25 protein-coding genes are annotated in these 23,554 nt (G+C 72.5%); 12 read left to right on the top strand and 13 right to left on the bottom strand.

Translation table 11 applies throughout. The features are described 5' to 3' along the window. Nucleotides 1–13 precede the first annotated feature (13 nt). The gene (locus ABZ135_RS00135) at nt 14–1,291 is read left to right on the top strand and encodes a glycosyltransferase (protein WP_356690114.1); all 1,278 of its coding nucleotides are present in this window, start codon (nt 14–16) and stop codon (nt 1,289–1,291) included. A gap of 106 nt (nt 1,292–1,397) precedes the next feature. Here the strand turns inward: ABZ135_RS00135 and ABZ135_RS00140 are convergent, their stop codons facing one another. After that, nucleotides 1,398–1,739 carry a GNAT family N-acetyltransferase gene (locus ABZ135_RS00140; protein ID WP_356690116.1) on the bottom strand — a complete coding sequence of 114 codons (342 nt, stop codon included), beginning with the start codon at nt 1,737–1,739 and terminating at the stop codon, nt 1,398–1,400. 380 nt (nt 1,740–2,119) lie between these two features. Between ABZ135_RS00140 and ABZ135_RS00145 the strand changes: the two genes are divergently transcribed. The 3 genes from ABZ135_RS00145 to ABZ135_RS00155 all read left to right on the top strand — a co-directional run bounded on the left by ABZ135_RS00145 (nt 2,120) and on the right by ABZ135_RS00155 (nt 5,881). Beyond that, nucleotides 2,120–3,631: a SpoIIE family protein phosphatase gene (locus tag ABZ135_RS00145; RefSeq protein WP_356690118.1), complete on the top strand. Its 1,512-nt coding sequence runs from the start codon at nt 2,120–2,122 to the stop codon at nt 3,629–3,631. A gap of 239 nt (nt 3,632–3,870) precedes the next feature. Next, on the top strand, nt 3,871–4,383 hold the full coding sequence (locus tag ABZ135_RS00150; protein WP_356690120.1) for an AAA family ATPase: 513 nt from the start codon (nt 3,871–3,873) through the stop codon (nt 4,381–4,383). Then, nucleotides 4,373–5,881, top strand: coding sequence for a hypothetical protein (locus ABZ135_RS00155; RefSeq protein ID WP_356690122.1), 1,509 nt, complete (start codon nt 4,373–4,375; stop codon nt 5,879–5,881). The genes ABZ135_RS00150 and ABZ135_RS00155 overlap by 11 nt, the downstream gene beginning before the upstream one ends. Before the next feature lie 24 nt (nt 5,882–5,905). Here the strand turns inward: ABZ135_RS00155 and ABZ135_RS00160 are convergent, their stop codons facing one another. From ABZ135_RS00160 to kdpF, 4 genes are read right to left on the bottom strand one after another with little or no spacing between them, the layout of a single operon-like run. Next, nucleotides 5,906–6,580 (bottom strand): potassium-transporting ATPase subunit C, encoded by a 675-nt coding sequence (locus tag ABZ135_RS00160; RefSeq protein ID WP_356690124.1) that lies wholly within the window; start codon nt 6,578–6,580, stop codon nt 5,906–5,908. 33 nt (nt 6,581–6,613) lie between these two features. Continuing rightward, complete coding sequence (gene kdpB / locus ABZ135_RS00165; RefSeq protein WP_356690126.1) at nt 6,614–8,887, bottom strand: potassium-transporting ATPase subunit KdpB; 2,274 nt, start codon at nt 8,885–8,887, stop codon at nt 6,614–6,616. Next, nucleotides 8,884–10,548, bottom strand: coding sequence for a potassium-transporting ATPase subunit KdpA (gene kdpA / locus ABZ135_RS00170; protein ID WP_356690128.1), 1,665 nt, complete (start codon nt 10,546–10,548; stop codon nt 8,884–8,886). Before kdpA ends, kdpB begins: the two co-directional genes overlap by 4 nt. An 8-nt stretch (nt 10,549–10,556) precedes the next feature. Then, nucleotides 10,557–10,646, bottom strand: a complete 90-nt coding sequence (gene kdpF, locus ABZ135_RS00175; RefSeq protein WP_356690130.1) for a K(+)-transporting ATPase subunit F — start codon at nt 10,644–10,646, stop codon at nt 10,557–10,559. 366 nt (nt 10,647–11,012) lie between these two features. Here kdpF and ABZ135_RS00180 point away from each other — a divergent pair, with 366 nt between their 5' ends. From ABZ135_RS00180 to ABZ135_RS00195, 4 genes are all read left to right on the top strand, one after another. Beyond that, nucleotides 11,013–11,408, top strand: coding sequence for an Imm7 family immunity protein (locus ABZ135_RS00180; RefSeq protein ID WP_356690132.1), 396 nt, complete (start codon nt 11,013–11,015; stop codon nt 11,406–11,408). 111 nt (nt 11,409–11,519) lie between these two features. Then, nucleotides 11,520–12,071 carry a GNAT family N-acetyltransferase gene (locus ABZ135_RS00185; protein ID WP_356690134.1) on the top strand — a complete coding sequence of 184 codons (552 nt, stop codon included), beginning with the start codon at nt 11,520–11,522 and terminating at the stop codon, nt 12,069–12,071. Between the two features lie 360 nt (nt 12,072–12,431). Then, the gene (locus ABZ135_RS00190; RefSeq protein WP_356690611.1) at nt 12,432–14,231 is read left to right on the top strand and encodes a SpoIIE family protein phosphatase; all 1,800 of its coding nucleotides are present in this window, start codon (nt 12,432–12,434) and stop codon (nt 14,229–14,231) included. Nucleotides 14,232–14,342: 111 nt separating this feature from the next. Further along, on the top strand, nt 14,343–15,821 hold the full coding sequence (locus ABZ135_RS00195) for a glutamate--cysteine ligase (RefSeq protein WP_356690136.1): 1,479 nt from the start codon (nt 14,343–14,345) through the stop codon (nt 15,819–15,821). Nucleotides 15,822–15,876: 55 nt separating this feature from the next. Here the strand turns inward: ABZ135_RS00195 and ABZ135_RS00200 are convergent, their stop codons facing one another. The 6 genes from ABZ135_RS00200 to ABZ135_RS00225 form a co-directional block, all read right to left on the bottom strand. After that, on the bottom strand, nt 15,877–16,515 hold the full coding sequence (locus ABZ135_RS00200; protein WP_356690138.1) for a contact-dependent growth inhibition system immunity protein: 639 nt from the start codon (nt 16,513–16,515) through the stop codon (nt 15,877–15,879). Nucleotides 16,516–16,523: 8 nt separating this feature from the next. Continuing rightward, nucleotides 16,524–16,892 (bottom strand): RNase A-like domain-containing protein, encoded by a 369-nt coding sequence (locus ABZ135_RS00205; protein ID WP_356690140.1) that lies wholly within the window; start codon nt 16,890–16,892, stop codon nt 16,524–16,526. Nucleotides 16,893–16,894: 2 nt separating this feature from the next. Continuing rightward, the gene (locus ABZ135_RS00210; RefSeq protein ID WP_356690142.1) at nt 16,895–17,197 is read right to left on the bottom strand and encodes a WXG100 family type VII secretion target; all 303 of its coding nucleotides are present in this window, start codon (nt 17,195–17,197) and stop codon (nt 16,895–16,897) included. An 87-nt stretch (nt 17,198–17,284) separates the two neighbouring features. After that, on the bottom strand, nt 17,285–17,695 hold the full coding sequence (locus ABZ135_RS00215; RefSeq protein ID WP_356690144.1) for a WXG100 family type VII secretion target: 411 nt from the start codon (nt 17,693–17,695) through the stop codon (nt 17,285–17,287). 35 nt (nt 17,696–17,730) lie between these two features. Continuing rightward, nucleotides 17,731–18,387: a hypothetical protein gene (locus ABZ135_RS00220; protein ID WP_356690146.1), complete on the bottom strand. Its 657-nt coding sequence runs from the start codon at nt 18,385–18,387 to the stop codon at nt 17,731–17,733. Between the two features lie 10 nt (nt 18,388–18,397). After that, nucleotides 18,398–20,113 (bottom strand): RNase A-like domain-containing protein, encoded by a 1,716-nt coding sequence (locus tag ABZ135_RS00225; protein WP_356690148.1) that lies wholly within the window; start codon nt 20,111–20,113, stop codon nt 18,398–18,400. On the opposite strand from ABZ135_RS00225, the gene ABZ135_RS00230 reads away from it, so the two are divergent. Next, on the top strand, nt 20,076–20,438 hold the full coding sequence (locus tag ABZ135_RS00230) for a hypothetical protein (protein ID WP_356690150.1): 363 nt from the start codon (nt 20,076–20,078) through the stop codon (nt 20,436–20,438). The two genes, ABZ135_RS00225 and ABZ135_RS00230, sit on opposite strands and share 38 nt — an antisense overlap. A 297-nt stretch (nt 20,439–20,735) precedes the next feature. Then, nucleotides 20,736–20,987 carry a DUF6479 family protein gene (locus ABZ135_RS00235; protein ID WP_356690152.1) on the top strand — a complete coding sequence of 84 codons (252 nt, stop codon included), beginning with the start codon at nt 20,736–20,738 and terminating at the stop codon, nt 20,985–20,987. 47 nt (nt 20,988–21,034) lie between these two features. Here ABZ135_RS00235 and ABZ135_RS00240 read toward each other — a convergent pair whose 3' ends face one another. After that, nucleotides 21,035–21,517 (bottom strand): ATP-binding protein, encoded by a 483-nt coding sequence (locus ABZ135_RS00240; RefSeq protein WP_356690154.1) that lies wholly within the window; start codon nt 21,515–21,517, stop codon nt 21,035–21,037. Nucleotides 21,518–21,578: 61 nt separating this feature from the next. Further along, complete coding sequence (locus tag ABZ135_RS00245; RefSeq protein WP_356690156.1) at nt 21,579–21,983, bottom strand: STAS domain-containing protein; 405 nt, start codon at nt 21,981–21,983, stop codon at nt 21,579–21,581. Between the two features lie 313 nt (nt 21,984–22,296). Between ABZ135_RS00245 and ABZ135_RS00250 the strand changes: the two genes are divergently transcribed. Both ABZ135_RS00250 and ABZ135_RS00255 read left to right on the top strand, forming a co-directional pair. After that, on the top strand, nt 22,297–22,590 hold the full coding sequence (locus ABZ135_RS00250) for an STAS domain-containing protein (protein WP_356690158.1): 294 nt from the start codon (nt 22,297–22,299) through the stop codon (nt 22,588–22,590). Next, nucleotides 22,587–23,516 carry a sensor histidine kinase gene (locus ABZ135_RS00255; protein WP_356690160.1) on the top strand — a complete coding sequence of 310 codons (930 nt, stop codon included), beginning with the start codon at nt 22,587–22,589 and terminating at the stop codon, nt 23,514–23,516. The genes ABZ135_RS00250 and ABZ135_RS00255 overlap by 4 nt, the downstream gene beginning before the upstream one ends. The last annotated feature ends 38 nt before the right edge of the window (nt 23,517–23,554 follow it).

The raw sequence follows: 23,554 nt of genomic DNA on the forward strand, positions 1-23,554 counted from the left end.
GATACTGGGCGCGATGCGTGTGGCACTGATGACAGCGGGCTCCCGGGGTGACGTCGCGCCGTTCACCGGCCTCGGACACGGGCTGGCGCGCGCGGGGCACGAGGTGACCGTCGTGACCCACGAGACCTTCGCCGGCCTGGTGCGCGAGGCGGGGCTCGCCTTCCACGGCCTGCCGGTGGACCCGCGGGCCGAGTTGCGCTCCGAGCACGGCCGGCGGCTCCTCACCAGCCGGAGCGGTCCCGGAAAACTGGCGCGGGTGCTGGCCATGGCACGGAAGCTGGTGGGGGACATGACACCGGGACTGGTGGCGGCGGCGCGCGCGAGCGACGTCCTGCTGCTGTCCGGGTCCGTCGCGCCGCTCGGCCGTGCCCTCGCGGAGGGTCTGGGTCTGCCGAGCCGGGGTGTGTATCTGCAGCCGCTCGCGCCCACCGGCGCGTTCCCGCCGCCGGTGGTCGGCACCCGCTCCTGCGGCAGGGCCGGCAACCGGCTGGCCGGACGGGCCGTCAACGCCGCTCTGGAGCTGGTGTTCGCCGAGGCGGTCCGGGCGGTCGAGACCGAACTCGGCGGCCCCCACCCGCGTTCCCGGACACGGGCCCGCGCACGGGGCCGTGCGTCGCGGGCATGGCCCGTCCACCACGGCTTCAGCAGCCTCGTGGTGCCCCGCCCCGCCGACTGGCGCCCCGGCCTGACGATCGGCGGCTACTGGTGGCCGTACACCTCGCCGGACGCCGAACTCCCCCAGGAGATCGAGGCGTTCCTGTCCGCCGGTCCTCCCCCGGTCTTCGTGGGCCTCGGCAGCCCCACGGTGCCGGACCCGGAGCGCGTGAGCGACCTGCTGGTACGGGCGCTGCGCCGGGCCGGACTGCGCGGCGTGATCCAGTCGGGCTGGAGCGGGCTGCGCGCCGACGGCGCGGGCGACGACATGCTGACGATCGGCGAGGTCCCGCACTCCCTGCTGTTCCCGCGGATGGCGGCCGTCGTGCACCACGCGGGCGCGGGGACGACGGCCGCGGGGCTCCGCGCCGGCGTGCCGGCCGTACCGATGCCGGTGTGGTTCGACGGCGCGTTCTGGTCGGCCCGGCTCACCGCCCTCGGCGTCTCGCCCGGCCCCGTACCGCTGCGGCGGCTGACGACGCCGGAGCCCCTGGCCGCGGCGCTCGCCGCCGCCGTCCGCGACCCGTCGTACCGCCGGCGGGCGGCCGCCCTCGCCGAGCGGCTGCGGCAGGAGGACGGCGTGGCGCCGGTACGGGACGCACTCGACCGGCTCGGCGAGAGCGCCGGAGAGCTCTGACGCGGCTCGGACGGATCGGACGGATCGGAGGACCCTGACGTGGCTCGGACGCGGCTCGGGCGGATGGGGCGGCTCTGACGTGGCTCGGGCGGCGGCGATCCGGGCGTCAGCGGCCCAGTGCACCGTCCAGCCACCGCAGCGCCTCGGGCGTGACCGGGTCCGCGAGGTCGGCGAACTCCTCGTGCTTGGTGAGGAAACCGGCGACGTACGGGCAGACGGGCACGACGCGCAGGCCCGCGGCGCGCACGTCGGTGAGCGCCTCCCGTACCAGGACCGACGCGAGGCCCTGTCCGGCGTGGGCGTCGTCGATCTCGGTGTGAAAGAACACACGCTGCTCCCCGCGGTCCCGGTACGCGGTGAGCCCGGCACGCGCGCCGTCCACCAGGATCTCGTAACGGTGCCGCTCGTCCACGCGGCGGACGACGGGGGTGGTGGTCTGCTCGGTCATGCCGTGCTGCCTCTCGGTCGTGGCCCGCGAAGCGCGGTGCCGTGTCCGAGGGTGCCACCACGGCCCTGATGCGTACCACGCCGGGCCGGGCGGTCGCCCTGCCCCTCGGCCCGGGCCGGACGGCGACGGCCGGGGGACCGATGGGTCGATAAGGGGGCAAGGGGCGGAACGACGGCCTCCGGGCAGGGCACGGGTCTGGTGGGGCGCATACGGAGGCGTGTCATGCTCGTCCTATGACCGACCGCGAGGTGCCGTCCGTCCCCCCGTCACGAGGGGGCGGTTTCGATACGGAGGCTGGAGCCTCCCCGTTCTCGTCCAGCCGTTACGTGTCGCGGCGGGACCGGGCGGCCGGAGGTGTCCGTGCCACGCCCGTCGTGCCGGTGCCGGCCGTTCAGCAGGTGCTGGACGGCCTGCCGGGGTCGGCGATCTTCCTGATGCCCCTGACCGGCGCGGACGGAGAGGTGACCGACTTCCGGATCATGGCGGCCTCCCCCGACGCCCTCGACGCCGTCGCCCGCAGGGGCCGGGAGCTGGTGGGGCTGAGCGTCCGCGACACCTACCCCTCCGTGGTCGGCACCGAGCTGTGGGAGGGATACCTCCGGGTTCTGGAGACCGGCGAGCGCTATGAGGGCGAGCCCTTCGACTACGAGGAGGTCGTCGCGGGCGTACCGCACCGCTCGCGCTTCGTGGTGCGGGCCTCGGCCTGCCAGGCCGGGCTGATCGTGTCCTGGGTGCGCCTGGACGGCAGCGAGCGCGACCGGCGCAGACTGCGGGCCATGCAGCGCCTGGCGAGGATGGGATGGGCCGACTGGGACCTGGTGCGAAACGTGATCACCTGGTCCGAGGAGGCATACGCCATCTTCGGGCGGGAGCCGTCCCTCGGCCCGATGACGCTGGAGGAGCTGCCGGCCCACGTCGTCCCGGAGGACGTCCCGGCGCTCGGCGGCAGCGTGCGGCGCCTGCTGGAGGACGGCCGGCCGATCGACCACACCTTCCGCGTCGCCGACCCGGACGGGAAGGTGCGGCACGTACGGATCGTGGCGGAGGCCGACAGGGACCTCGACGGCGCCCCCTTCGAGGTCCACGGCTTCTTCCAGGACCTCACCACCCTCAAGCGGGCCGAGGAGCAGGTGCTCGCCCACGAGCGGGCCGCCCTGGCGCACCGGACCCTGCTCGACGCGGAGCGCGACCTCGCCGCCCGCCTCCAGCACGCCCTGCTGCCGCTGCCCCAGCAGTCCCTGAGCCTGGGCGGCCTCACGGTCGACGTGGCCTACCAGCCGCTCCAGGAGGGGCTCAACGTCGGTGGGGACTGGTACAGCGCCATCGAACTGCCCGACGGCAGCGCGCTGCTCGTCGTCGGTGACGTCGCCGGCCACGGGCTCGACGCGGTGGCCACCATGGCCCAACTGCGCTTCACCGCGAAGGGCATGGCGATCACCGGCACTCCGCTCCCGCAGATCCTCGCCCGGCTCAACACGCTGCTGCTGCACAGCGCGGAGCGGAACTTCAGCACCGCCACCATGATCATGGCCCGTTACGAGCCGGACTCCTCGCGCTTCACCTGGGTCCAGGCCGGCCATCTGCCGCCGCTGCTGATCCGTGACGGGGAGGCCCGCTGCCTCGCGGCTCCGCACGGCGTGCTGCTGGGCGCCGTGGCCACTCCGCACCACGACTCCGCCTCCGTCCAACTGCTGCCCGGCGACCAGCTCTTGCTGTACACGGACGGCCTGGTCGAGGAGCCGGGCGAGGACATCGGCGACGGCCTCGCCCGCCTCGCCCGCACGGCGGCGGAGTGCTCCGGCGGCGGCCGGGTCCTGGAGGACATTCTGGACGCCCTCGTCACACCGGATCTGCGCCGCGACGACATCTGCGTCCTGCACGCCACCCTCTGACGGTCCTCTGCCCCGCCGACCGCGTTCACTCGCACGTGTGGTCCGGTGCGGATCGTCGCCACTCCGGGCGTCCGCCGCGCGTTGGTGTGGCGCGACGCTCGTGCAGTGACGGTTCTGCACGCCGGACCTGCGGTTGGCGTCGCTGTGGAAGGCGATGGGCCGGATTGCGGGTGGAAGCGGACGTGTGGGCTGGAGCCGAGGGGGATGACGCCCCGATCACAGGGCGTCACGGCAGGCTGGTGGGTCGCTCCGAGGAGCTGGCCGCCCTGGAGAAGGCGCTGGCGTCGAGCCGGCTGGTGACGGTGTCGGGTGCGGCGGGCGTGGGCAAGAGCCGCCTGGCGATGGCGGCGGCCGGCCGGCCCGGCCGGGGGCCGTGGTCGGGGATGGTGAAGGTCCGCTGGCACGACGTCGTCCCGGTGGGCCCGCACGCCCTGGCCGCGCGGATCCTACGGGCCCTGGACGCCGCCACCGCCGACCCACCCGGCCGCCCCACGGCCGACGACCCGCGCACTCCCCCACTGTCGACGGGCCGGCCCCTGCTGGTCCTGGACGACATCGATCCCGTCCACGGCGAATGCGCCCGATTGGTCCAGTCCCTGCTGATGCGCCTCCCCGACCTCCACATCCTGGTCACCACCCGCCGCCCCCTGGGCCTCGGCGAGGAGCATGTGCTGCGCCTGTCACCGCTGAGGACGGGGGGCGTGCCGGGGGCCTGGCGGGGCGGCGGGGACTGGCCCAGCCGTGGGGAGTGAGGAGGTCACGGGGACCGAGGGGGCCGGGGGGCTCGGCGCCGCGGCTGCGCGCCCCTCACCCGCCGCCGAGCTGTTTCTCGCGCGGGTCGCCGCGCACGGGTCGCCGCCCGGGGGCGGGGAGCTCGGTGCGGTGGAGCGGGTGTGCCGGCTGGTGGAAGGGGTGCCGCTGGCGATCGAGCTCGCTGCCGCGCAGCTCGGCGACGCCACCGTGGGCGAGCTGGCCGAGCGTCTGGAGGCGGGGGTGTGCTGGCTGGCCGGGCCGGGCTCGCGGGTGAGCCGGCACCGGTCGGTCCGCTCGTCGATCGGGGCCGTGCACGCCCTGTGCGAGCCGGCCGTACGGCATGTCTGGCGCTGCGTGAGCGTTTTCGCGGGGGCCTTCACGGAGGCCGCGGCCAGGTTCGTCTGCGAGGGGCTCGGCATCGACGCGGACGAGGTGCCCCCGGCGCTGGCCGCGCTCGCCGCGACCGGCGTCCTCCACCCGTACGGGGAGATCGGCACCGTACAGGAGGTGCGCTATCGCATGGCCCGGGCCGCCCGCGAGTTCGGCCGGGAACGGCTGACCGCGTCCGGGGAGGCGGTCGCGGTCCGGGACCGTCACGCCCGTCACTGCCGGAGCGTGGCCGCCGTCGCGGAGGCCCTGTGGACCAGCGGATTGCAGCGTCAGGCCGCCCGGCTCGTCCTCGACGAACACACGGACATCGTCTGCCTGGTGCGCCGCGCGGCCCGCGAACCCTCGCTCGCCCGGGCCGCGTCGGACAGCGTGCTGCACCTGTGGTTCTGGTGGGCGGCCCACGGCCACGCGGAGGAGGGCGCCGCCCATCTCCTGGGGCTGCTGCCCCTCCTGCGTACGGACGAGGCCGACAGGGCCCGGGCGCAGTGGCTCGCCGCGTGGCTCAGCACCGCCCGGGATCCCGCCACCTCGCACCGGCTCCTGGACGCCGCCTGGCCGGCCGCCGTGCTCGCCGGGGACGACGCGCTCCTCGGCCGTATCGCGCACGTCCACGGCACCCTCGCGTGGCAGCGGCACGATCTGCGCGCGGCCGCCGAGCACTACGGGTACGCCGCCGCGACCATTCCCGAGCACGCCTCCGCCGGGCCGCCGGCGGCCGTCAGCCTCGCGGCCCTGGCGGTCGTCCAGACGCACACCGACCCCGAGGCCGCGCTCCGCACCGCGCGGCGCGCGCTGGCCCGGCCGGCCGTCCGCGACGACACGTGGGCCAGAGCGCTCGCCCACTACGCCCGTGCCCTCGCCGACCACCGGGCCGGCCGCACCGGCCGGGCCCGCCACCGTGCCCGGCGCGCGCTCGCCCAGCTCGACCCCGGCCTGGACGCCCCTCAGGCCCACCGAGCCCTCCGGCGCCTCCTCGACCACGTCGACGACACCGGCCCGGACGACTCGGGACGCCACCGCCGCCATCCGCTGTCCCTGCCGGCCCAGCGCTCCACCGCCGCCCCCGCCGCCGAAGACCCCACCGGGGCGGGGCGACCGGCCCGGTGAAGGACCGGAGCGGTCCGGCGGCCGTCAGCCACCCGCCGCGACCATCCCCTTGAGGGCGATGTTGAGCTTCAGGACGTTGACGCGGGGTTCGCCCACGAAGCCGAGGAGGCGGGCCTCGGTGTGGTCGGCGACCAGCTTCTCGACGGCGGCGACGGACAGGTGGTTGCGCTCCGCCACGCGGTGGACCTGGAGTCGCGCGTACGCCGGGGAGATGTGCGGGTCCAGGCCCGAGCCGGAGGAGGTGACGGCGTCGGCGGGGACCTCCGACGGCCGCACCCGGTACGTGGCGGTGGAGTTGTCCGTCACGACGGCGGCCTTCGCCTCCGTCACCCACCGGATCAGCTCCGCGTTGTCGCCCGAGCGGTTGGTCGCACCGGACAGGATCAGCGCGTACCGCGTGTTGACGGTGTTCGTGCCGAGGCCGCGGGAGGGGCGCGGCTGGAACCACCTCAGGTCCGGGGCCGGGGTCTCCTCGCCGTCCCGGAGCGGCAGGTCGTAGCGCTGGCCGATGAGTGCGGAGCCCACGACCCGGCCGCTCGTGTCCTTGATCTCGGAGCCGTTCGCCTGGTGGGGGAAGGCGGCCTGGGCGACGCCGGTGACGGCGAGCGGGTAGAGCACGCCGCACAGGAGGGTGAGGACGAGGAGGGCCCGGAGGCCGGCCGCCGCCGAACGCCCGGCGTTTCCCACGGAGTTGTTCATGTCGATCAGCACGCTTTCTGGAGTGGCTCCGGATCAACGCAGTCCGGGGAGGAGGGAGAGGAGCAGGTCGATGGCCTTGATGCCGACGAACGGGGCGACGAGGCCGCCGAGTCCGTAGAGGCCGAGGTTGCGGCGGAGCATCGCGTCGGCGCCGGCCGGCCGGTAGCGCACGCCCTTCAGGGCGAGCGGCACGAGGGCCACGATGATCAGCGCGTTGAAGATGACGGCGGAGAGGATCGCGGACTCGGGCGAGGACAGGCGCATGATGTCGAGCCTGTCCAGGGACGGATAGGCGACGGTGAAGAGGGCGGGGATGATCGCGAAGTACTTCGCGACGTCGTTGGCGATCGAGAAGGTCGTCAACGCTCCGCGTGTGATGAGGAGTTGCTTGCCGATCTCGACGATCTCGATGAGCTTGGTCGGGTCGGAGTCGAGGTCGACCATGTTGCCGGCCTCCTTGGCGGCCGACGTGCCGGTGTTCATGGCCACGCCCACGTCGGCCTGGGCGAGGGCCGGGGCGTCGTTGGTGCCGTCGCCGGTCATCGCGACCAGCTTGCCGCCGGCCTGCTCGCGCTTGATGAGGGCCATCTTGTCCTCGGGGGTGGCCTCGGCGAGGAAGTCGTCGACGCCCGCCTCCTCGGCGATCGCCTTCGCCGTCAGCGGATTGTCACCCGTGATCATGATGGTCTTGATGCCCATGCGGCGCAGTTCGCCGAATCGCTCGCGCATGCCCTCCTTGACGACGTCCTTGAGGTGGACGACGCCGAGGACGCGGGCGCCCTTGCCGTCGCTCACCGCGACGAGCAGCGGTGTGCCGCCGGCCTGGGAGATGCGGTCGGTCAGCACCCGGGCGTCGGGGGCGACCGTGCCGCCCTGCTCCTCGACCCAGGCGATCACGGAGCCGGCCGCGCCCTTGCGGACCGCGCGGACCTCGCGGCCGTCCGCCTCCTCCGCCTCGTCCACGTAGTCGACACCCGACATGCGGGTCCGGGCGGTGAACTCGATCCAGGTGGCGTGGGCGAGCTCGTCCCGGTGCCGTTCCAGCCGCCCGTACCCCTCCCGGGCGAGGAGGACGATCGAGCGGCCCTCGGGGGTCTCGTCGGCGAGCGAGGACAGTTGGGCGGCGTCCGCCACCTCGTCCTCCGTCGTCCCGCGTACGGGTACGAACTCGGCGGCCTGCCGATTGCCGAGGGTGATGGTGCCGGTCTTGTCGAGGAGCAGGGTGGAGACGTCGCCGGCGGCCTCGACGGCGCGCCCCGACAGGGCCAGCACGTTGCGCTGCACGAGCCGGTCCATGCCGGCGATGCCGATCGCGGAGAGCAGGGCGCCGATGGTCGTGGGGATCAGGCAGACGAGGAGCGCGGTGAGGACGATCAGCGAGGTCTGCGCGTCGGCCCCGGCGTAGATCGCGAAGGGTTTGAGGGTGACGACGGCCAGCAGGAAGACGATGGTCAGCGAGGCCAGCAGGATGTTGAGCGCGATCTCGTTGGGCGTCTTCTGGCGGGCGGCGCCCTCGACCAGGTCGATCATGCGGTCGACGAAGGTCTCGCCGGGCTTCGTCGTGATCCTGACGACGATCCGGTCGGACAGCACCCTCGTACCGCCGGTGACGGCCGAGCGGTCGCCGCCCGACTCGCGGATGACCGGGGCCGACTCGCCCGTGATGGCGGACTCGTCCACGGAGGCCACGCCCTCGACGACGTCCCCGTCGCCCGGAATGATCTCACCGGCCTCGCAGACCACCAGGTCGCCGACGCGCAGACCGGTCCCCGGGACGCGCTCTTCACCCGTGCCGTCCTCGGTGAGGCGGCGGGCGACGGTGTCGGTCCTGGCCCTGCGCAGGGTCTCGGCCTGCGCCTTGCCCCGGCCCTCGGCCACGGCCTCGGCCAGGTTGGCGAAGACCGTGGTCAGCCAGAGCCAGGCGGCGACGGCCCAGCCGAACCAGTTCCCGGGGTCCCGGACGGCGAGCACCGTGGTGAGCACCGAGCCGACCAGGACCACGAACATGACGGGGGACCTGACCATCGCGCGCGGGTCGAGTTTGCGGAGGGCGTCCGGGAAGGCCCGCGCCAACTGCCGGGGGTCGAACAGACCGCCGCCGACCCGCCCGGCCGGCGGCTGCCCGGCGGGCCGGTGCCCCGGAAGCCCACCGGGGGCGTCGCCGGGCGCGTCGCCGCGCGGTGCCCCCGTCTCCGTCTCCGTCTTCGTATCCGTATGCGTCTTCGTCTGCGTCTTCGTCTTCGTCTTCGGCGAGGGGGCGGCGGAGGTGGACATGGCGTCCTCGTGATTCCTCAGTTCGGTGGTCATGCCGCGAGCCCTTCGGCGAGCGGCCCCAGCGCGAGCGCCGGGAAGTAGGTGAGACCGGTGATGATGGCGATCGTGCCGACGAGCAGGCCGGTGAACAGCGACTTCTCGGTGCGCAGGGTGCCCGTGGTCGCGGGGACGGGGGTCTGCTCGGCGAAGGAGCCGGCCAGGGCGAGGACGAACACCATGGGCAGGAAGCGGCCGAGCAGCATCACGATGCCGATCGTCGTGTTGAACCACGGGGTGTCGGCGTTCAGGCCGGCGAAGGCGGAGCCGTTGTTGTTGGCGGCGGAGGTGTAGGCGTAGAGGATCTCGGAGAAACCGTGGGCGCCCGTGTTCGTCATCGAGTGCGCCGGGCTGTCCAGGACGAACGAGGCCGCCGTGAAGCACAGGGCGAGCGCGGGGGTGACGAGGAGGTAGCAGGCGGCGAAGGTGATCTCGCGCGTGCCGATCTTCTTGCCCAGGTACTCGGGCGTGCGGCCGACCATGAGGCCGGCGACGAACACCGCGATGACGGCCATGATCAGCATGCCGTACAGACCGGAGCCGACGCCGCCGGGCGCGATCTCGCCCAGTTGCATGCCCAGCAGGGTGATGCCGCCGCCGAAGCCGGTGTACGAGGAGTGGAAGGAGTTCACCGCGCCCGTGGAGGTCAGCGTGGTCGCGACGGCGAAGAGCGACGAGCCGGCGATGCCGAAGCGTGTCTCCTTGCCCTCCATGGCGCCGCCGGCGAGGTCGAACGCCGGGCCGCCGTGGTGGAACTCGGTCGCCATCATCAGCGCGGTGAAGCCGAGCCAGAGCGTGGCCATCGCCGCGAGGATCGCGTAGCCCTGCCTGAGCGAGCCGACCATGCGGCCGAAGGTGCGGGTCAGCGCGAAGGGGATGACGAGGATCAGATAGATCTCGAAGAGGTTGGAGAGGCCGTCGGGGTTCTCGAAGGGGTGGGCGGAGTTGGCGTTGAAGTAACCGCCGCCGTTGGTGCCGAGCTCCTTGATGACCTCCTGGGAGGCGACCGCGCCGCCGTTCCACTGCTGTGTGCCGCCCGTGAACCGGCCGACCTCGTGAATGCCGGAGAAGTTCTGGATCGCGCCGCGGGCGACCAGGACGAGCGCGCCGATCACCGCGAGCGGGAGCAGGATCCGTACGACGCCGCGGACCAGGTCGGCCCAGAAGTTGCCGAGTTCGCCGGTACGGGAGCGGGCGAAGCCGCGTACGAGGGCGACGGCCACGGCCATGCCGACGGCCGCCGACACGAAGTTCTGCACCGCCAGGCCGCCGGTCTGCACGACGTGGCCCATGGCCTGCTCGCCGTAGTACGACTGCCAGTTGGTGTTGGTGACGAACGACGCGGCCGTGTTGAACGCCTGGTCCGGGTCGATGGAGACGAAGCCGAGGGACCCGGGCAGCGCGCCCTGGAGCCGCTGGAGTGCGTAGAGGAAGAGGACGCTGACGAGGGAGAAGGCGAGCACACCGCGCAGATACGCCGGTCGGCGCATCTCGGGGTCCGGGTTCGCGCCGATGGCCCGGTAGATCCACTTCTCGGCGCGCAGATGCCGCTTAGAGGAGTAGACCGTGGCCATGTGGTCGCCGAGCGGCCGGTACGACAGGCCGAGGGCGACGACCAGGGCGAGCAGTTGGAGGATGCCGGCCAGGACGGGGGACATATCGGTGCTCAGAACCTCTCCGGCTTGATCAGCGCGAGGACGAGGTATCCCAGCAGGGCGGCGGCGACGATCAGGCCGACGACGTTCTCGACCGTCACGGCTTCGCCACCCCCTTGGCGATGAGGGCCACCAGCGCGAAGACCGCGACCGTGGTGACCACGAAGGCCGTGTCGGCCATCGTGAACTCCTGAGGTGAGTGGATGGGACGAACGGGCCGCCCGGATCTGTCCGTGAGCGGCGCCGAAGACGAGGAAACCGCCTTTCGGCCACGCCCCCGCCGCCCTTGACACCCCCCTGACGCCCCCGACGCCCCTCTTGACGCGTCCCCTACGCCCACGCCGCCCGCGCCCCTGCCCGCCCGAGGGCGGCCGACCACTTCCGGCCGGTCGGGCCACGGCGAGCAGACTCGGGCGAAGGGGGCGGGTTTCAGATGCCGGTCACGTCCGGGCTTGTAGGATCACGGCGTGTTCGAGTACCACGGGTGGATCACGATCCGGGAGACCGCGGGGGACGACGACGATGACGTCCGGCTGCGGCGGATCGTCGACGAGCTTCGGCTGCATGTCGCCCGGATGTCCGGCCCCTACCTCCTCGATCTCCGCTGGATGAACGGCGAGCCCTTCCTCCACGTGGGAGGCAACGCCAACCACCGCCCGTCAGACGACGTCATCGAACTCTTTGAGCACGTGGCCGCGGTGGCCCCCGGCTCCTACGGGCTCCTCCACATCCGCGACGACGAGGACCCGGGCCACGAGAACGACGTCCAAGTCCTCAGACTCGCCCGCGGCACAGTCACCCGGCACACGGAAACATTGCTGTCGCCGTGCGTCCCACAACTGGAGGACGCCTTCCCCTCATAGGGTCTGTTCTTGAAAGTCGACCCATGCCATCGCAGCTAGCTTGATCGTTGCCCCGAAGATTGATCACCCATAGGTTCATGCCACCGGATCTGAGCTGGTGGGGGTGCTGGGATGCTTGCGTTGACGGAGGTCGCCGACGACCCGTTGATTCTGACAAGTCGCCTGACGTTGGGCTTTTTAGGGGATTTGTCAGGCGACTCGAGGCGGCTGAGTACGTTCGATGGGTACGACCTCGCAACTGCGTCGGAGCTGTGTGACGCGATCGCCCGCTACGACAAGCTCCGGCTTGTGCTTGAGGAAGTGCCATCTGGCAGGATCGTCGGCCTATTTGAGTTCAGTTTCGATCTCCACACCGAGGACATCGCGCGCTATCGCGAGGCCGGTATCCGCCTTGCAGCCACCGATTGCCGCTTCGGTCCCACCCTGGCTGACGACTACCAGGGGAGAGGGGTGGGAACGCAAGTGTTCCCACTCGTGACGGACGTCGCGCGCCGCTTCGGCAGGAAGAGAATCATCTTGTGGGGCGGCGTTCTCGCCGACAACCCACGCGCCATTCGCTACTACCAGAAGAACGGCTTCCAAGCGGTCGGGCCCTTCACCGGGGCCGACGGAGTGCGGTCGCTGGACATGATCCTGGACCTCGATTCGACGCGGGGACCGTGACGGTCTTCGCTCAACCTTCCAGCACCGGTTCGAACTGCGGCGAATCCCCGCGCTGTCCTGCCGTGATCACGATCGACAGGGGCTTTTGGCCCTTGAACACACGCCGGGGCGGCCGTCCCCGTGCTGCCGGTCCAGGTGGGTGACCAATCGAGTCTCGCTCCGCTCGATGCGTTCCCGCTGGTCGCGCGGCAGTGACGCCAGAGCGTCGACGAGGACGCGGTTCCGGGGGACGTACACGCCCCTTCATGCCGCCTCCGGTTTTCTCAGGGCACGAAGCCACCGCCGGTGGGAGGCGCCGTGGCCGTTTCCGGTGCACACTGGGCACCACAGTGGTGTCGAGTCCTGTTGGGGGCCGAGAGAGTGAACGGCGGCAGCGGCAGACGGGGTCTGCACAGCCGGGGCTCGGCCGGGCGGGACCCAGCGGTGCGCCGCTCGGCGGGGGAGAACGTGCGGTTTCGCCGGAGCCGGGGCGTGCTGCCGCCGGATCGGTTCACCACGCGCAGCCGGCTCGCCTGGCTGAATTCCGCGACCTCGCGCATCGGCACGACCCTGGACCTGGAGCGCACGGCGCGGGAGCTCGCCGAGTTCACCGTGCCCCGCTTCGCCGACGGGGCGGCCGTGGACATTCTGGAGAGCGTGCTGCGGGGCGACGAGGGTTCCCGGTGGACGGAGCCCGGGATCCCGGTCATGCGGGCCACGGCGCTGTGCGCCATCGAGGAGCTCTCCTCCCTGGAGCCGACGCCGGTCGGCGAGACGTCCGTGTACACCGAGCAGCCGCACGAGACCCTGCTGCACCGGTACTGCCTCCGGCAGGGCAAGCCGGTTCTGCTGAGCCGCATGCGGGACGACGACTACGTCCGCGTGGCGCCCACCGCGAGCGCGGCGGCGAAGATGCGCGCCGCGGGCGTGCACAGCTATCTCGCCGTGCCCCTGATCGCCCGCGGGCTGCTCCTCGGCAGCGCCGACTTCGTCCGCGGCCCCGGAACGCCACCGTTCTCCTCCACCGACCTGGCCCTGGCGGAGCAGCTCGCCTCCAAGGCGGCCGTCTTCATCGACAACGCCCGGCTGTACGGTCGCGAGCGCGAGCATGTCGTCTCGTTGCAGCGCAGTCTGCTGCCCCGCTTCACTCCGGCGACGCCGGGCCTGCTGGTGCACTCCGAGTACGCCCCCTCGGCGGCCCACCACGGCGTGGGCGGGGACTGGTACGACGTGATGGGCCTGCCCGGCGGGCGGACCGCGCTCATGGTCGGCGACGTGATGGGGCACGGGCTGCCCGCGGCCGCCACCATGGGGCGCCTGCGGACCGTCGGCCGCACGCTGATGACGCTGGACATGGCCCCCGAGCGGATCCTCGCCCGGCTCGACCTGGCCACCCGCGACCTGGAGGACGAGCAGGTCGCCACCTGCCTCTGCGCGGTCTACGACCCCGCCGACTCCACCTACACGCTGGCGAGCGCCGGGCACCTGCCGCCCCTGCTGCTCGACGGACAGGGCGGCGCCGAGTTCGTCCCCGTGCCGACCGGCGCGCCGCTGGGCGCGGGAGTGATCCCGTACGACCCGCTGCGGCTGCGCGTCCCCGACGGCGCCCACCTGGTCATGTACACGGACGGCCTGGTCAAGACGCGGAACGAGGACGTGGACACGCAGCTCGAGCGCCTGCGGTCGGCGACGCTGAGCCTGCCGCCCGGGGCGCTGGAGCGGGGCGGCCTGGTGGAGTGCGCGCCGGCCGCCGCCGCCCGCTTCGACGAGGCCGTGCTCCTCATCACCGCGAGCGCCTCGCTGCCGGCCGGGGATCTGCGGGTGTGGGAGCTGCCGCAGGACGGGCGGGCCGCCTCCGTCGCCCGCGGCCTCGTCACCGACCAGCTCGCCGAGTGGGGCCTCGCGGAGCTCGCCGACGTGTCCGAGCTCGTCGTCTCCGAGCTCGTCGGCAACGCGCTGCGCTACGGGAACGGGCCCGGTCTGCTGCGGCTGCTGCGCGGGGAACGCCTCGTCGTGGAGGTCTCGGACACCGGCCCCGACCTGCCCCAGATCCAGCACGTGGACCTCAGCGACGAGGGCGGCCGGGGGCTTCAGCTCATCAACATGCTGTGCCGCCGGTGGGGGTCCTGCCGTACCGCCACCGGCAAGGTGGTGTGGGCGGAGCAGAACATGCCCTCCTGAGGTCTGTGGGACGCTGGGAGGGCAGGGTTCGCGCTCCGGCCCCCGGTCCCCCGGTCCCCCGGACCCCGGACCCCGGACCCCGGATCCGCCCCCGACCCTCCGGGAGGCCGCATGGGACGCGATGTCCCGGCGCTGGTGTTCACCCGTGACGACCGTCGCCGGTTCCGGAACAAGACGCACGCCTGCCTCGACGTGCTCGCCCGGATGCTGCGCGAGTCGCGGTTCGACTTCGAGCGGCCGCAGGTCGGGCTCGAGATCGAGCTGAACCTCGTGGACGCGGCCGCCGAGCCCGCCATGCGCAGCGCGGAGGTCCTGGAGGCGATCGCGGATCCCTCGTGGTCGAGTGAGCTGGGCCGGTTCAACCTGGAGATCAACATCGCGCCCCGGCAGCTCGTGGCGGGTGGTCGCGACTCCTGGGAGCAGGAGATCCGGGACGCGCTCAACCACGCCGAGCGGCGGGCCGCGGCCATCGGGGCCCATCTGGTCATGATCGGCATTCTGCCGACGCTGGAACTGAAGGACGTGGGACAGGCCGCGCTGTCCGAGAATCCCCGGTACCACCTCCTCAACGAGCAGATCTTCGCCGCGCGGGGCGAGGACCTGCTGATCGCGGTGGACGGGGTGGAGCGGCTGCGCGCCTCCGCCGACACGATCACGCCGGAGGCGGCGTGCACCAGCACCCAGTTCCACCTTCAGGTCTCGCCGGACGAGTTCGCCGACCACTGGAACGCCGCGCAGGCCGTCGCGGGGATGCAGGTGGCCCTGGCCGCGAACTCCCCGTTCCTCTTCGGCAAGGAGCTGTGGCGCGAGACGCGCATCCCGCTGTTCGAGCAGGCCACCGACACCCGGCCGGACGAGATCAAGGTGCAGGGGGTCCGGCCCCGGGTGTGGTTCGGCGAGCGGTGGATCACCAGCGTCTTCGACCTCTTCGAGGAGAACGCGCGGTACTTCCCGGCCCTGCTGCCGCTGTGCGACGACGAGGACCCCCAGGAGGTGCTGGACCGCGGACGGATCCCCCAGCTCTCCGAGCTCACCCTGCACAACGGGACGGTCTACCGCTGGAACCGCCCCGTCTACGCCGTCGTCGACGGGGTGCCCCACCTGCGGGTGGAGAACCGCGTGCTGCCCGCCGGCCCCACGGTGGCCGACGTGCTGGCGAACGGCGCCTTCTACTACGGCCTGGTCCGCGCCCTGGTCGACGAGGACCGCCCGGTGTGGTCCCGGATGTCGTTCTCGGCGGCCGAGGACAATCTGCACACCGCCGCCCGGTACGGGATCGACGCGCAGCTCTACTGGCCCGGGATGGGCGAAGTCCCGGTGACCGAACTCGTCCTGCGCCGGCTGCTGCCGCTCGCGGACCGGGGGCTGGAGCGGTGGGGCATGGACGCCGACCGGCGCGAGCCGCTGCTCGGCATCATCGAGCAGCGGTGTGTCAGCGGCCGCAACGGCGCGGTGTGGCAGGCCGAGACGTTCCATCACCTCCTGGAGCACGGTCACGCCGACCGGCACGAGGCGCTGAGGCGGATGACGGGGCAGTACCTCGACTACATGCACATGAACGTTCCGGCTCACGCCTGGCCCGTCGAGTGAGCGGGAGCCCGACCCCACCACCGCGCGCGAGGCCCGTCACCGCACGGGCGGCCGGTCAGCCGCGCAGTCGTACGGCGAGGGTGGCGAGCCAGGCGCCTGGGCTGTACGGCACCGGGGGCTCCACCTCCGCGCCGAGTGTCACCAGCGCCAGCGCCAGGCCGTCCTCGTCGAGGTCCAGGGCGAGCAGGTCGTGCAGCTCCCCCGTCAACTGGGCGACGAGCCCCGGGTCGGTGCCCTCCAGATAGTCGGCGAGCGCCGAGTCGTGGTCGCCGAACTCCTCCGGCATGTCCTGGGTGAACCAGCCGCCGAGCAGTTGCGCCAGCTCGGGGAAGCGGGCCCGCCACTCCCAGGGCGTCGCGGGCGGCCCGGGCGGCGGCGCCTGGCCGTTCGCCAGGCTCTCGTCGAGCCGGTCGGCGAGACCGGTGAGCCAGCCCCGGATCTCCTCGGGCGGCAGCCCCACGTCGGGCATCCGGTAGTACTCGCCGAGCCGGAGCCGGAGCCGCCCGGGCGGGTTGTCCGCGAGCGTACGGAGCTGCTCGGCGGCGACGGCGATCGCCCAGGGCCGGGTGCGCCACGTCTGCCGCAGATAGCCGGCCACCGCCTCGGGGGCGTGCGGGCCGAGGCCCAGGTGGGCGCGGACGACCTGGTCGAGCTCGCCGTACTTGCGGTCGTGCTCGGCGGGGTTCAGGGACACGGGGGCCTCTACAGCTCGACGGGCAGGGAGGAGTGCACGGTGAAGGGGTGTGCGCCGGGCTCGCCGGACGCGGTCCGGCGGAGCACGACCCGGACGGCGCGCACCGGGATCGGGTCCTGGTCGGCCAGTGCCATCCCGGTGGTCATCAGCGTCCCCACCGGTTCGGGCCGCGAGGGCCAGGCGGCCTCGATCACGAGCCGCTGCCGGGTGGACTGGGCGAGCCAGCGGTGGATGACCTGCTCGTTCAAGGAGATCGCCTGCTGGGTGGCCCACTGCGCGGTCGCCCGGTCCGGGAAGGTCGCGGCACGGTCGGCGCGGGCCGGGACCGGAGGGGTGGGCGGCGCGGGCGGTACGGGAGGTGTGGGAGGTGTCGTCATGCTCAGGCACCGCCCCAGCCGCGCAGGGTCGCCCGATGGGCGGCGGAGTAGTTGGCGTGCCCGGTGGTGACGATGGAGTGCAGCCACTTCTGCGCGGCCTGGAGGTCCTCCACCTGCCGGTCCCAGCGGTCGAGTTCGTCGACGAACGCCTCACGGGCCTCGCCCTGCCAGGCGAGGACGACCGGCACCGTACGGTCGTACAGCGCGGCTAGCCGCTCGTTGAGCTTCGCCAGGATGTCCTCCAGGTCGCCGGCGATCTCGCGCAGCGCGACCAGGTCGACGGAGATGGAGCCGTCGTCGTTCACGTTTCCCCCTGCCCTACGGACGTGCGGTGGTGCGGATGTACGGGTGTACGGGTGCGTAGGTGGACGGATGTCCGTTCCACCGTACGGTCAGATGTCGTTGATCCTGCTGGTCGGTGCCGTCCCGCCGCCGGGCCCCGCGCCGCCCGGTCGCTCGCCGGACAGTTCGCGTACCTCCGCGTCGATGTCGACCTTCTTCATCTCGGCCCGGAACTGCCGCAGGATGTCCAGCTCCTGGCGCGTGAACCCGTCCCGGCTCATCCGGACCGCCTTGGCCAGGACCCCGAGGATCTCGCGTATGCGTACGGCGTCGGCCCCGGCCTCCCGGTGCAGCTTCCGGTACGCCGTCGCCGCCTCGCTGCGCCACCGCGCCTCGGCCCGGTCGACGATCGCGTCCATCCGGCGGACCTGGCCGTCGATGTGCGACCGCATGGCGTCCAGGTCGTCCGCGAGGCGCTTCAGGTCCTCGTCCGTCACGTCGAGGTTCGGTTCGGTGGACATGGCGGCGGCTCCTTCCGGTGTGACGGGGCGGGCTGTCAGTGCTGCTCGGCGAAGTGGGCGTGGACGGCGTCGAGGAGGAGGCGGATCCGTGCGTGGGTGACGTAGGGCGCGGCCTCGGCGAAGGCCGCGTCGAGTTCGGCGGGCGTGCGGAACAGGTACAGCAGGCGCTGCAACTCGCCTGCGAGGTTCCCGAGTCGCTCGTGGCAGTCGGGATGCTCGCTGGTCAGGATCTCGTCCAGGGCCTCGTCCACGCTGTCGTACTCGCCCGAGATCATCGACGAGATGAAGGCCGAGGTCAGCGAGAAGCGTGCACCTGCCTCCCACTCGGAGAGCGGCAGCTCCGTCATGTCCGGATAGGAGCGGAAGTAGCGATCCCGGATGAGCGCGGCCAGCGCGCGCAGGAAGTCCGCCGGCGGATCGTCGCCGGCCGCCCGCGCGAGTGCCTGGCGGTACGCGGCGGGCCTGGCTTCGAACGCCGCCGTGCCGACCTCGTCGGCCAGGAGGTCCAGCAGCGAGGCGAGCACCACATGCGGCATCACCCCGGATGTCGTCCTGGAATCCTGCAGAACGCGCGACAGCCGCTGGAGTTCGTCCTCCAGCGGGGCTGCCCCCGGGTTGCGGGACGCGACGGCGACACGCAGGAGGAGTCCCACCGCGCCTTGGGTGACGAGTTCATGGTGTTCCGTGGTCACGTGGCGCATGTTACGGCGGGTTCGGGAAGGCGGTGCGGACATAGAACGTCCCGGACTCCGGCGAATAGCCGAGGACGAGCTTCACGCTGTGGACTTGTCGCGGCTGCGCGCCGAAGCCTTGGGCGGCGAAGTCGGACTGCGTGACGGAGGAGCCCGTCGCGACTGGGTTCCCGTGCGCGTCTTTCACGGTGACGACCTGCAGGTCCGGAGAAGAGCCGGGCTTGAACGTGCCGTTGGCCACTTTCTGCTCCTGCTTCTCCATCCAGTCCTCGATCGTCCGGATGTTGCGTGGATCGTTGAGCGCAGCTTGGACGGACTTCTGCGCGACGGGCAGGTCCGGGAAGGCCGAGGCGTCGACGCCCTGATCCCGGACGCGCATCCGGAGCTGGTCCGCGGTGAGCCCGACATGCCGGTCGATCGTGTGCGCGTCCTTGCCGGGCCTCAGCGGCTCCGGGGGCGGCGGCTGGAACGGGTTGGTCTCCCACTCCATCGAGGCGAGGTCGATGCCGAACCGGTTGTTCGGGTCCCGCGACTGCTCGTTGAGCGGGACGATCGACCGGTCGAACTCGAAGAGCGAGCGCGCGCCGAACGCCTCGGCCCGCGCCGACTGCGCCTGGAAGGTCGGGACCGCGCGCGACGCCTCCCGCAGGGGCTCCAGCAGCTTCTTCACCACCTCCGTCTGCTCCCGCAGCGCGGTCTCGTAGGTGGCGACGGCCTTGTTGACGGCGTCCGTGTCGATGCTGACGAGCACGGCGGCGCCCAGGCCCTTCCACAGCTTCTTCAGACGCTCGGCGAGGTTCCCCAGGAAGCCCTTCAGGTCGGTGGCCTCCAGGAGCGCGAGGGCGTCCTTGATCGCCTTGTAGAGGATCTCGCGCAGCTCGGTGCGGACCTTCTCGGCGGCCTCCGCGTAGGAGCGGAGGGCCTGGGCCAGCATCTGCGCCGTGGTGCTGAGGACGGCGAAGACCGGAAGGCTGGTGCCCGCCCCGGTCGCCGGCTTGTGCGCCCACTCGTAGCCGGCCGTGTTCTTGCCCCACGCCTTCGTGCCCCACAGCGACGACACGAACTCCAGCATCGCCCCGTGCCAGTCGCCGTTGGCGTTGTCCGTGATGGTGTCGACGGTGCCGGTGAGCTGCCCCTGGATGGTGCCGAGGCCGGTCTGGTACGGCAGCCATGCCTGCGAGAGCTCGTTGACCTTGAGGTAGTTCGGGAGCGGCAGGATCTCCAGGGCGCGGCCGGCGCCCAGGGCCTCCTCGACGACCGTGCGGATGAGGGAGCCGGGGACGTCGCCGTCGAAGACGTCGAGGAAGTCGTCGACGGGGTTGCCGTCGCGGACGCCGAACGCCGGCGGGGCCGCGTACGCCGGCGGCGCGGTGATGACCTGCGGCGGCGGTTGCGGCGCGAAGGGCGGATTGAGCGGGTGGGTGGCCGCGTCCGCCTGCCGGAAGTTGTTGGCCGTGGTCGTGAAGCCGACCGCAGCGCCGCCGATGGCGACCACCGCCTTGCCGTGCACCTCCATGAGCAGGGCGATGACCGCGGCGTACTGGGTGGCGAACTCGGCCGTGACGGTGCCGGCGCCGCCGACCCGGGAGTAGTAGCCGTGGACGTCGAGGAACTGCGTGAGCGCCTTGTGGAACGACTGCTGCTCGACGGCCAGCGCGCCCGACACCTGGTACAGGTGGAGCGGCTGGATGTCGAAGCCGCCGGGACCCGTCCAGGGGTTGGACACGGCCGGCGGGGTCGCCGGAGGAAGCTGGGGCGGCGGGCCCGGGGGCTTCGGCGGAGCGTTCGGGCTCGGCGACGGCATCGGCGTCGGATCGGAGCCGGGCGAACCCGACGGCTGTCCCGGCGACGGCGGCTGCGTGGTGCCGGGCGTCGGCGTCGTCCCGGGTGTCGGCGTCGCACTCGGGCTGGGGCTGGAGCTCGGGCTCGGCGTGGGGCTTGCGCTGGGGCTCGCGGTGGGGGTGCTGGTCGGGCTGGGCGTGGGCGTGGTCATCGGGTCGTCCCGTTCGCCTCACGGCAGGGCGCGCACTCGCCCGTTCCTCGTCCCATGAGATCCCCCCGGCTCTGTCGGACTGCGGCCGAAGCTAGCAGGGGAATGCGCCAAATCCGGGAATCACTCGCACAGTTGGCCGAAAAGAATCGTAGGGAAGACCGAATTCGGCAGGCGACACGCTGCTGGGGGTTGCGGGCACGGCGCCTCGGAGGTAACGACCTCGCCCGGAAGCCGTCGGTGACCCTGACCCCGACGATCGCGTTTACGAACCTCAGAACGGGACATTCGCGGCTTGCGCCCCCGGCACCCGTGGCCGGAGCCGTCACGGCGCGCCCCGACCCGCTGAAAGGTGATCATGATCGCATCCGCATCAGCATCCGTCCCCGCGCTCGCATCGGCCGGATCCAACGCCATGGTCTTCGCGATCGTCATCGGCGTGGTGGTCGTCGCCGTCCTCATCGGCGCGTTCCTGTGGGGCAGCCGTCGCGTCGCGCGCCGGCGCCGTCCGGTCGGCGACCCCACCCAGGCCCACGGCGGGCGGGGACGCGACGAGTCCTGGACCACTCCGGACGAGGACCAGGACCTGGGCGACTCCCGCCCCCGCTGACCGTACTCCTTACGTCACCGGGACTTCTTACGTCACCGGGCGCCGGCTCAGTCCCCCGGCACCAGGCGCTTGACGTCCACCTCGGCCCACACCGTCTTGCCCCGCCCGTGCCGCTCGACGCCCCACCGGTCGGTGACCCGCTCGACGATGAACAGACCGTGTCCGCCGGGCAGCGCAGGGTGGTGGGAGCGGCGCGGTGCGGGCGGGAGCGGGTCGCGGTCGCCGACCTCGATCCGGAGGCGGTGCGCGGAGGCGTCCAGGACCAGCTCCGAGGGCCCGCCCCCGTGCCTTGCGGCGTTGGCGACGAGCTCGGCCACGACCAGGACGACGTCGCCCGCCACGTCCGCGTCGACCCCGGCGGCGGCCGGGGACCAGGACCAGTCGGCGAGAGCCCGTACGGTGAACTCCCTCGCCCGGCCGGCGGGCGACGGCAGCCCCGCCAGTGCCAGCCGTCGCCGGGCGGCTCCGATGACCGTCGTCGGGCTGTCCCGCACCTGTGCGCCGTCCCGGGCGCCCCTGCTGTTCGTCATGTGCCGGGTTCCCTTCGACGTCGGTGATGCCGTGTGCGGGCGCCGGGCCGAGCGGGTCCCGTCACACCGCGAGTGCGTCCTCCACCGAATCGTAGAGAGAGAACACCGTGTCGGCACCGGTCAGTTCGAGAACCCGCATCACGGCGGGAGCGACGCCGGCCAGCCGGAGCTCCGTCCCCACGGCCTCCGCCGCCGCGCGGGTGCGCAGCAGCATGTTCAGGCCCGAGGAGTCGCAGAACCCGACCTGCGAGAGGTCCACCACGAGGGCGGGCGGGCGCGGGGAGGTCCCCTCCTCGACGAGGGCGGCCAGCTCCCCCTGGACGGACTCCCGGGTGTCGAAGTCGAGGTCACCGACGATCGTGCACACGGCCACGCCCGTCTCGGTGTGGTGCGTTCGCAACGTCACCGCGGCCTTCGCCTCGGGTGCGTGCTGGGCCGTGCTCTCCTGGCCGTTGTCGGCTCGCATGGTGATGGTGTGCTCCTTGGGTACGAACGGAAAAGGGGTCTACCCGGGCTCGGCGCCGCAGACACCCGGGCCTGCTCCAGCACGTCGAGGAGGATACCGTCGTGTCGAGGAGGAGCGCGCGGCGCGCCCCGTGCGGCGCACGGGGGCCGGCGATACCGCGATAGGGTGTTCGGCTGGAAGGTGTCGCCTGTCGCGCCCGGCGAGCCGAGACGACCATCAGCCGGCTGATGGAGGGTGGAGGAGTCCGAGTGAGGATGTCCCGCATGCGGTGGGCGGGCCCGGCGTGACGGCGCCGGCGAGGGCCGCGTTGGAGGTGAGCCCCTTGCCCGGTCGTCCGGGGATACGTGTCGGCGGTGAGATCAGCGAGGTCACCCGCCGGTCCTGGGAGGAGGCTCTGTCCGGGCTGGCCCGGAAGCACAGCGGCCTGTCCTACGTGGAACTGTCGGCCGTCGCCTTCGTCGACGTGGCCGGGGTGACGGCCCTGGCCGTCACCGCCATGGGCCTGTCCGAAGGACGGGTGGTGGTGGAGCATCCTCCACCGCAGGTGCCGCGGGTGCTGGAGATGTTCTGGCCGGACCTGCCGCAGATCGAGGTGGTGCAGCGATGAGCACGGTGAGGACCGACGAGAGGTTCGTGCACCCCGCCCTGTTCTATCGCACCGAACAGGAGTACACGCGGCAGACGGTGGACTTCCTGCGGAAGGGACTCGCGGGCGGCGAGCCGCTGGCCGTGGCCGTGCCCGGCCCCCGCCTGGAGCTCATCAGGAACGGACTGGGCGCGGACGCCGACGGCGTTCTGTTCCTGGACATGACGGACGTCGGGCGCAACCCGGGGCGGATCATCCCCCGCGTGCTGCGCGGCTTCGCCGACGCCCATCCGAACGGGCGCGTGCGGATCATCGGCGAGCCGATCTGGGCCGGTCGCAGCGAGGTCGAGTACCCGGCGTGCGCGCAGCACGAGGCGTTGATCAACGCGGCCTTCGAGGGCCGCGCGGTCACGATCCTGTGTCCGTACGACGAGACGCGGCTCGACGCGCGGGTGATCGCCGACGCGCGCATGACCCACCCCGTCCTCATCAGCGAGGGCCGCGAGGAGGAGAGCGACGCGTACGACTGGGAGGCGGTCGTCGCCCGGTACAACGAGACGCTGGCGCCCGTGGCCGACTCCGCCGTCTTCGCCTTCGACGTCGACGGCCTTCCGGCGGCCCGGCGGTTCGCGGTCGCCGAGGCGGCACGGCTGGGCCTGGCGGCGCAGCGGCTGAACGACGCGGAGCTGGCCGTCGCCGAGCTGACCACCAACAGCGTGCTGCACGGTGGCGGACGCGGGACGCTGGCGGTCTGGAGCGAGGCCGGGTCGGTGGTGTGCGAGATCCGGGACGCCGGCCGCCTGTCCGACCCTCTGGCGGGCCGCCGCCCTGCGAAGCCGGGCCAGATCGGCGGACGGGGCCTGATGCTGGTCCACTATGTGTCCGACCTGGTACGCGTGCACACCGGCGCGGAAGGCACGACGATCCGCTTCTACCTGGGGCTGTAGACGACGGGGGCGGCCGGGCCCGACCTTGCGAGGTCCTG

Source organism: Streptomyces sp. NPDC006339 (genome assembly GCF_040612775.1).
Taxonomy (GTDB): Bacteria; Actinomycetota; Actinomycetes; order Streptomycetales; family Streptomycetaceae; genus Streptomyces.

What these genes read in the sequence shown, in the direction of transcription:
- ABZ135_RS00135 (WP_356690114.1), top strand. Translation starts at nt 14, where the DNA reads ATGCGTGTGGCACTGATGACAGCGGGCTCCCGGGGTGACGTCGCGCCG.
- ABZ135_RS00140 (WP_356690116.1), bottom strand. Translation starts at nt 1,739, where the DNA reads ATGACCGAGCAGACCACCACCCCCGTCGTCCGCCGCGTGGACGAGCGG.
- ABZ135_RS00160 (WP_356690124.1), bottom strand. Translation starts at nt 6,580, where the DNA reads ATGAACAACTCCGTGGGAAACGCCGGGCGTTCGGCGGCGGCCGGCCTC.
- kdpB (WP_356690126.1), bottom strand. Translation starts at nt 8,887, where the DNA reads ATGACCACCGAACTGAGGAATCACGAGGACGCCATGTCCACCTCCGCC.
- kdpA (WP_356690128.1), bottom strand. Translation starts at nt 10,548, where the DNA reads ATGTCCCCCGTCCTGGCCGGCATCCTCCAACTGCTCGCCCTGGTCGTC.
- ABZ135_RS00185 (WP_356690134.1), top strand. Translation starts at nt 11,520, where the DNA reads ATGCTTGCGTTGACGGAGGTCGCCGACGACCCGTTGATTCTGACAAGT.
- ABZ135_RS00195 (WP_356690136.1), top strand. Translation starts at nt 14,343, where the DNA reads ATGGGACGCGATGTCCCGGCGCTGGTGTTCACCCGTGACGACCGTCGC.
- ABZ135_RS00205 (WP_356690140.1), bottom strand. Translation starts at nt 16,892, where the DNA reads ATGACGACACCTCCCACACCTCCCGTACCGCCCGCGCCGCCCACCCCT.
- ABZ135_RS00215 (WP_356690144.1), bottom strand. Translation starts at nt 17,695, where the DNA reads ATGTCCACCGAACCGAACCTCGACGTGACGGACGAGGACCTGAAGCGC.
- ABZ135_RS00230 (WP_356690150.1), top strand. Translation starts at nt 20,076, where the DNA reads ATGTCGAAGCCGCCGGGACCCGTCCAGGGGTTGGACACGGCCGGCGGG.
- ABZ135_RS00235 (WP_356690152.1), top strand. Translation starts at nt 20,736, where the DNA reads ATGATCGCATCCGCATCAGCATCCGTCCCCGCGCTCGCATCGGCCGGA.
- ABZ135_RS00240 (WP_356690154.1), bottom strand. Translation starts at nt 21,517, where the DNA reads ATGACGAACAGCAGGGGCGCCCGGGACGGCGCACAGGTGCGGGACAGC.
- ABZ135_RS00245 (WP_356690156.1), bottom strand. Translation starts at nt 21,983, where the DNA reads ATGCGAGCCGACAACGGCCAGGAGAGCACGGCCCAGCACGCACCCGAG.
- ABZ135_RS00255 (WP_356690160.1), top strand. Translation starts at nt 22,587, where the DNA reads ATGAGCACGGTGAGGACCGACGAGAGGTTCGTGCACCCCGCCCTGTTC.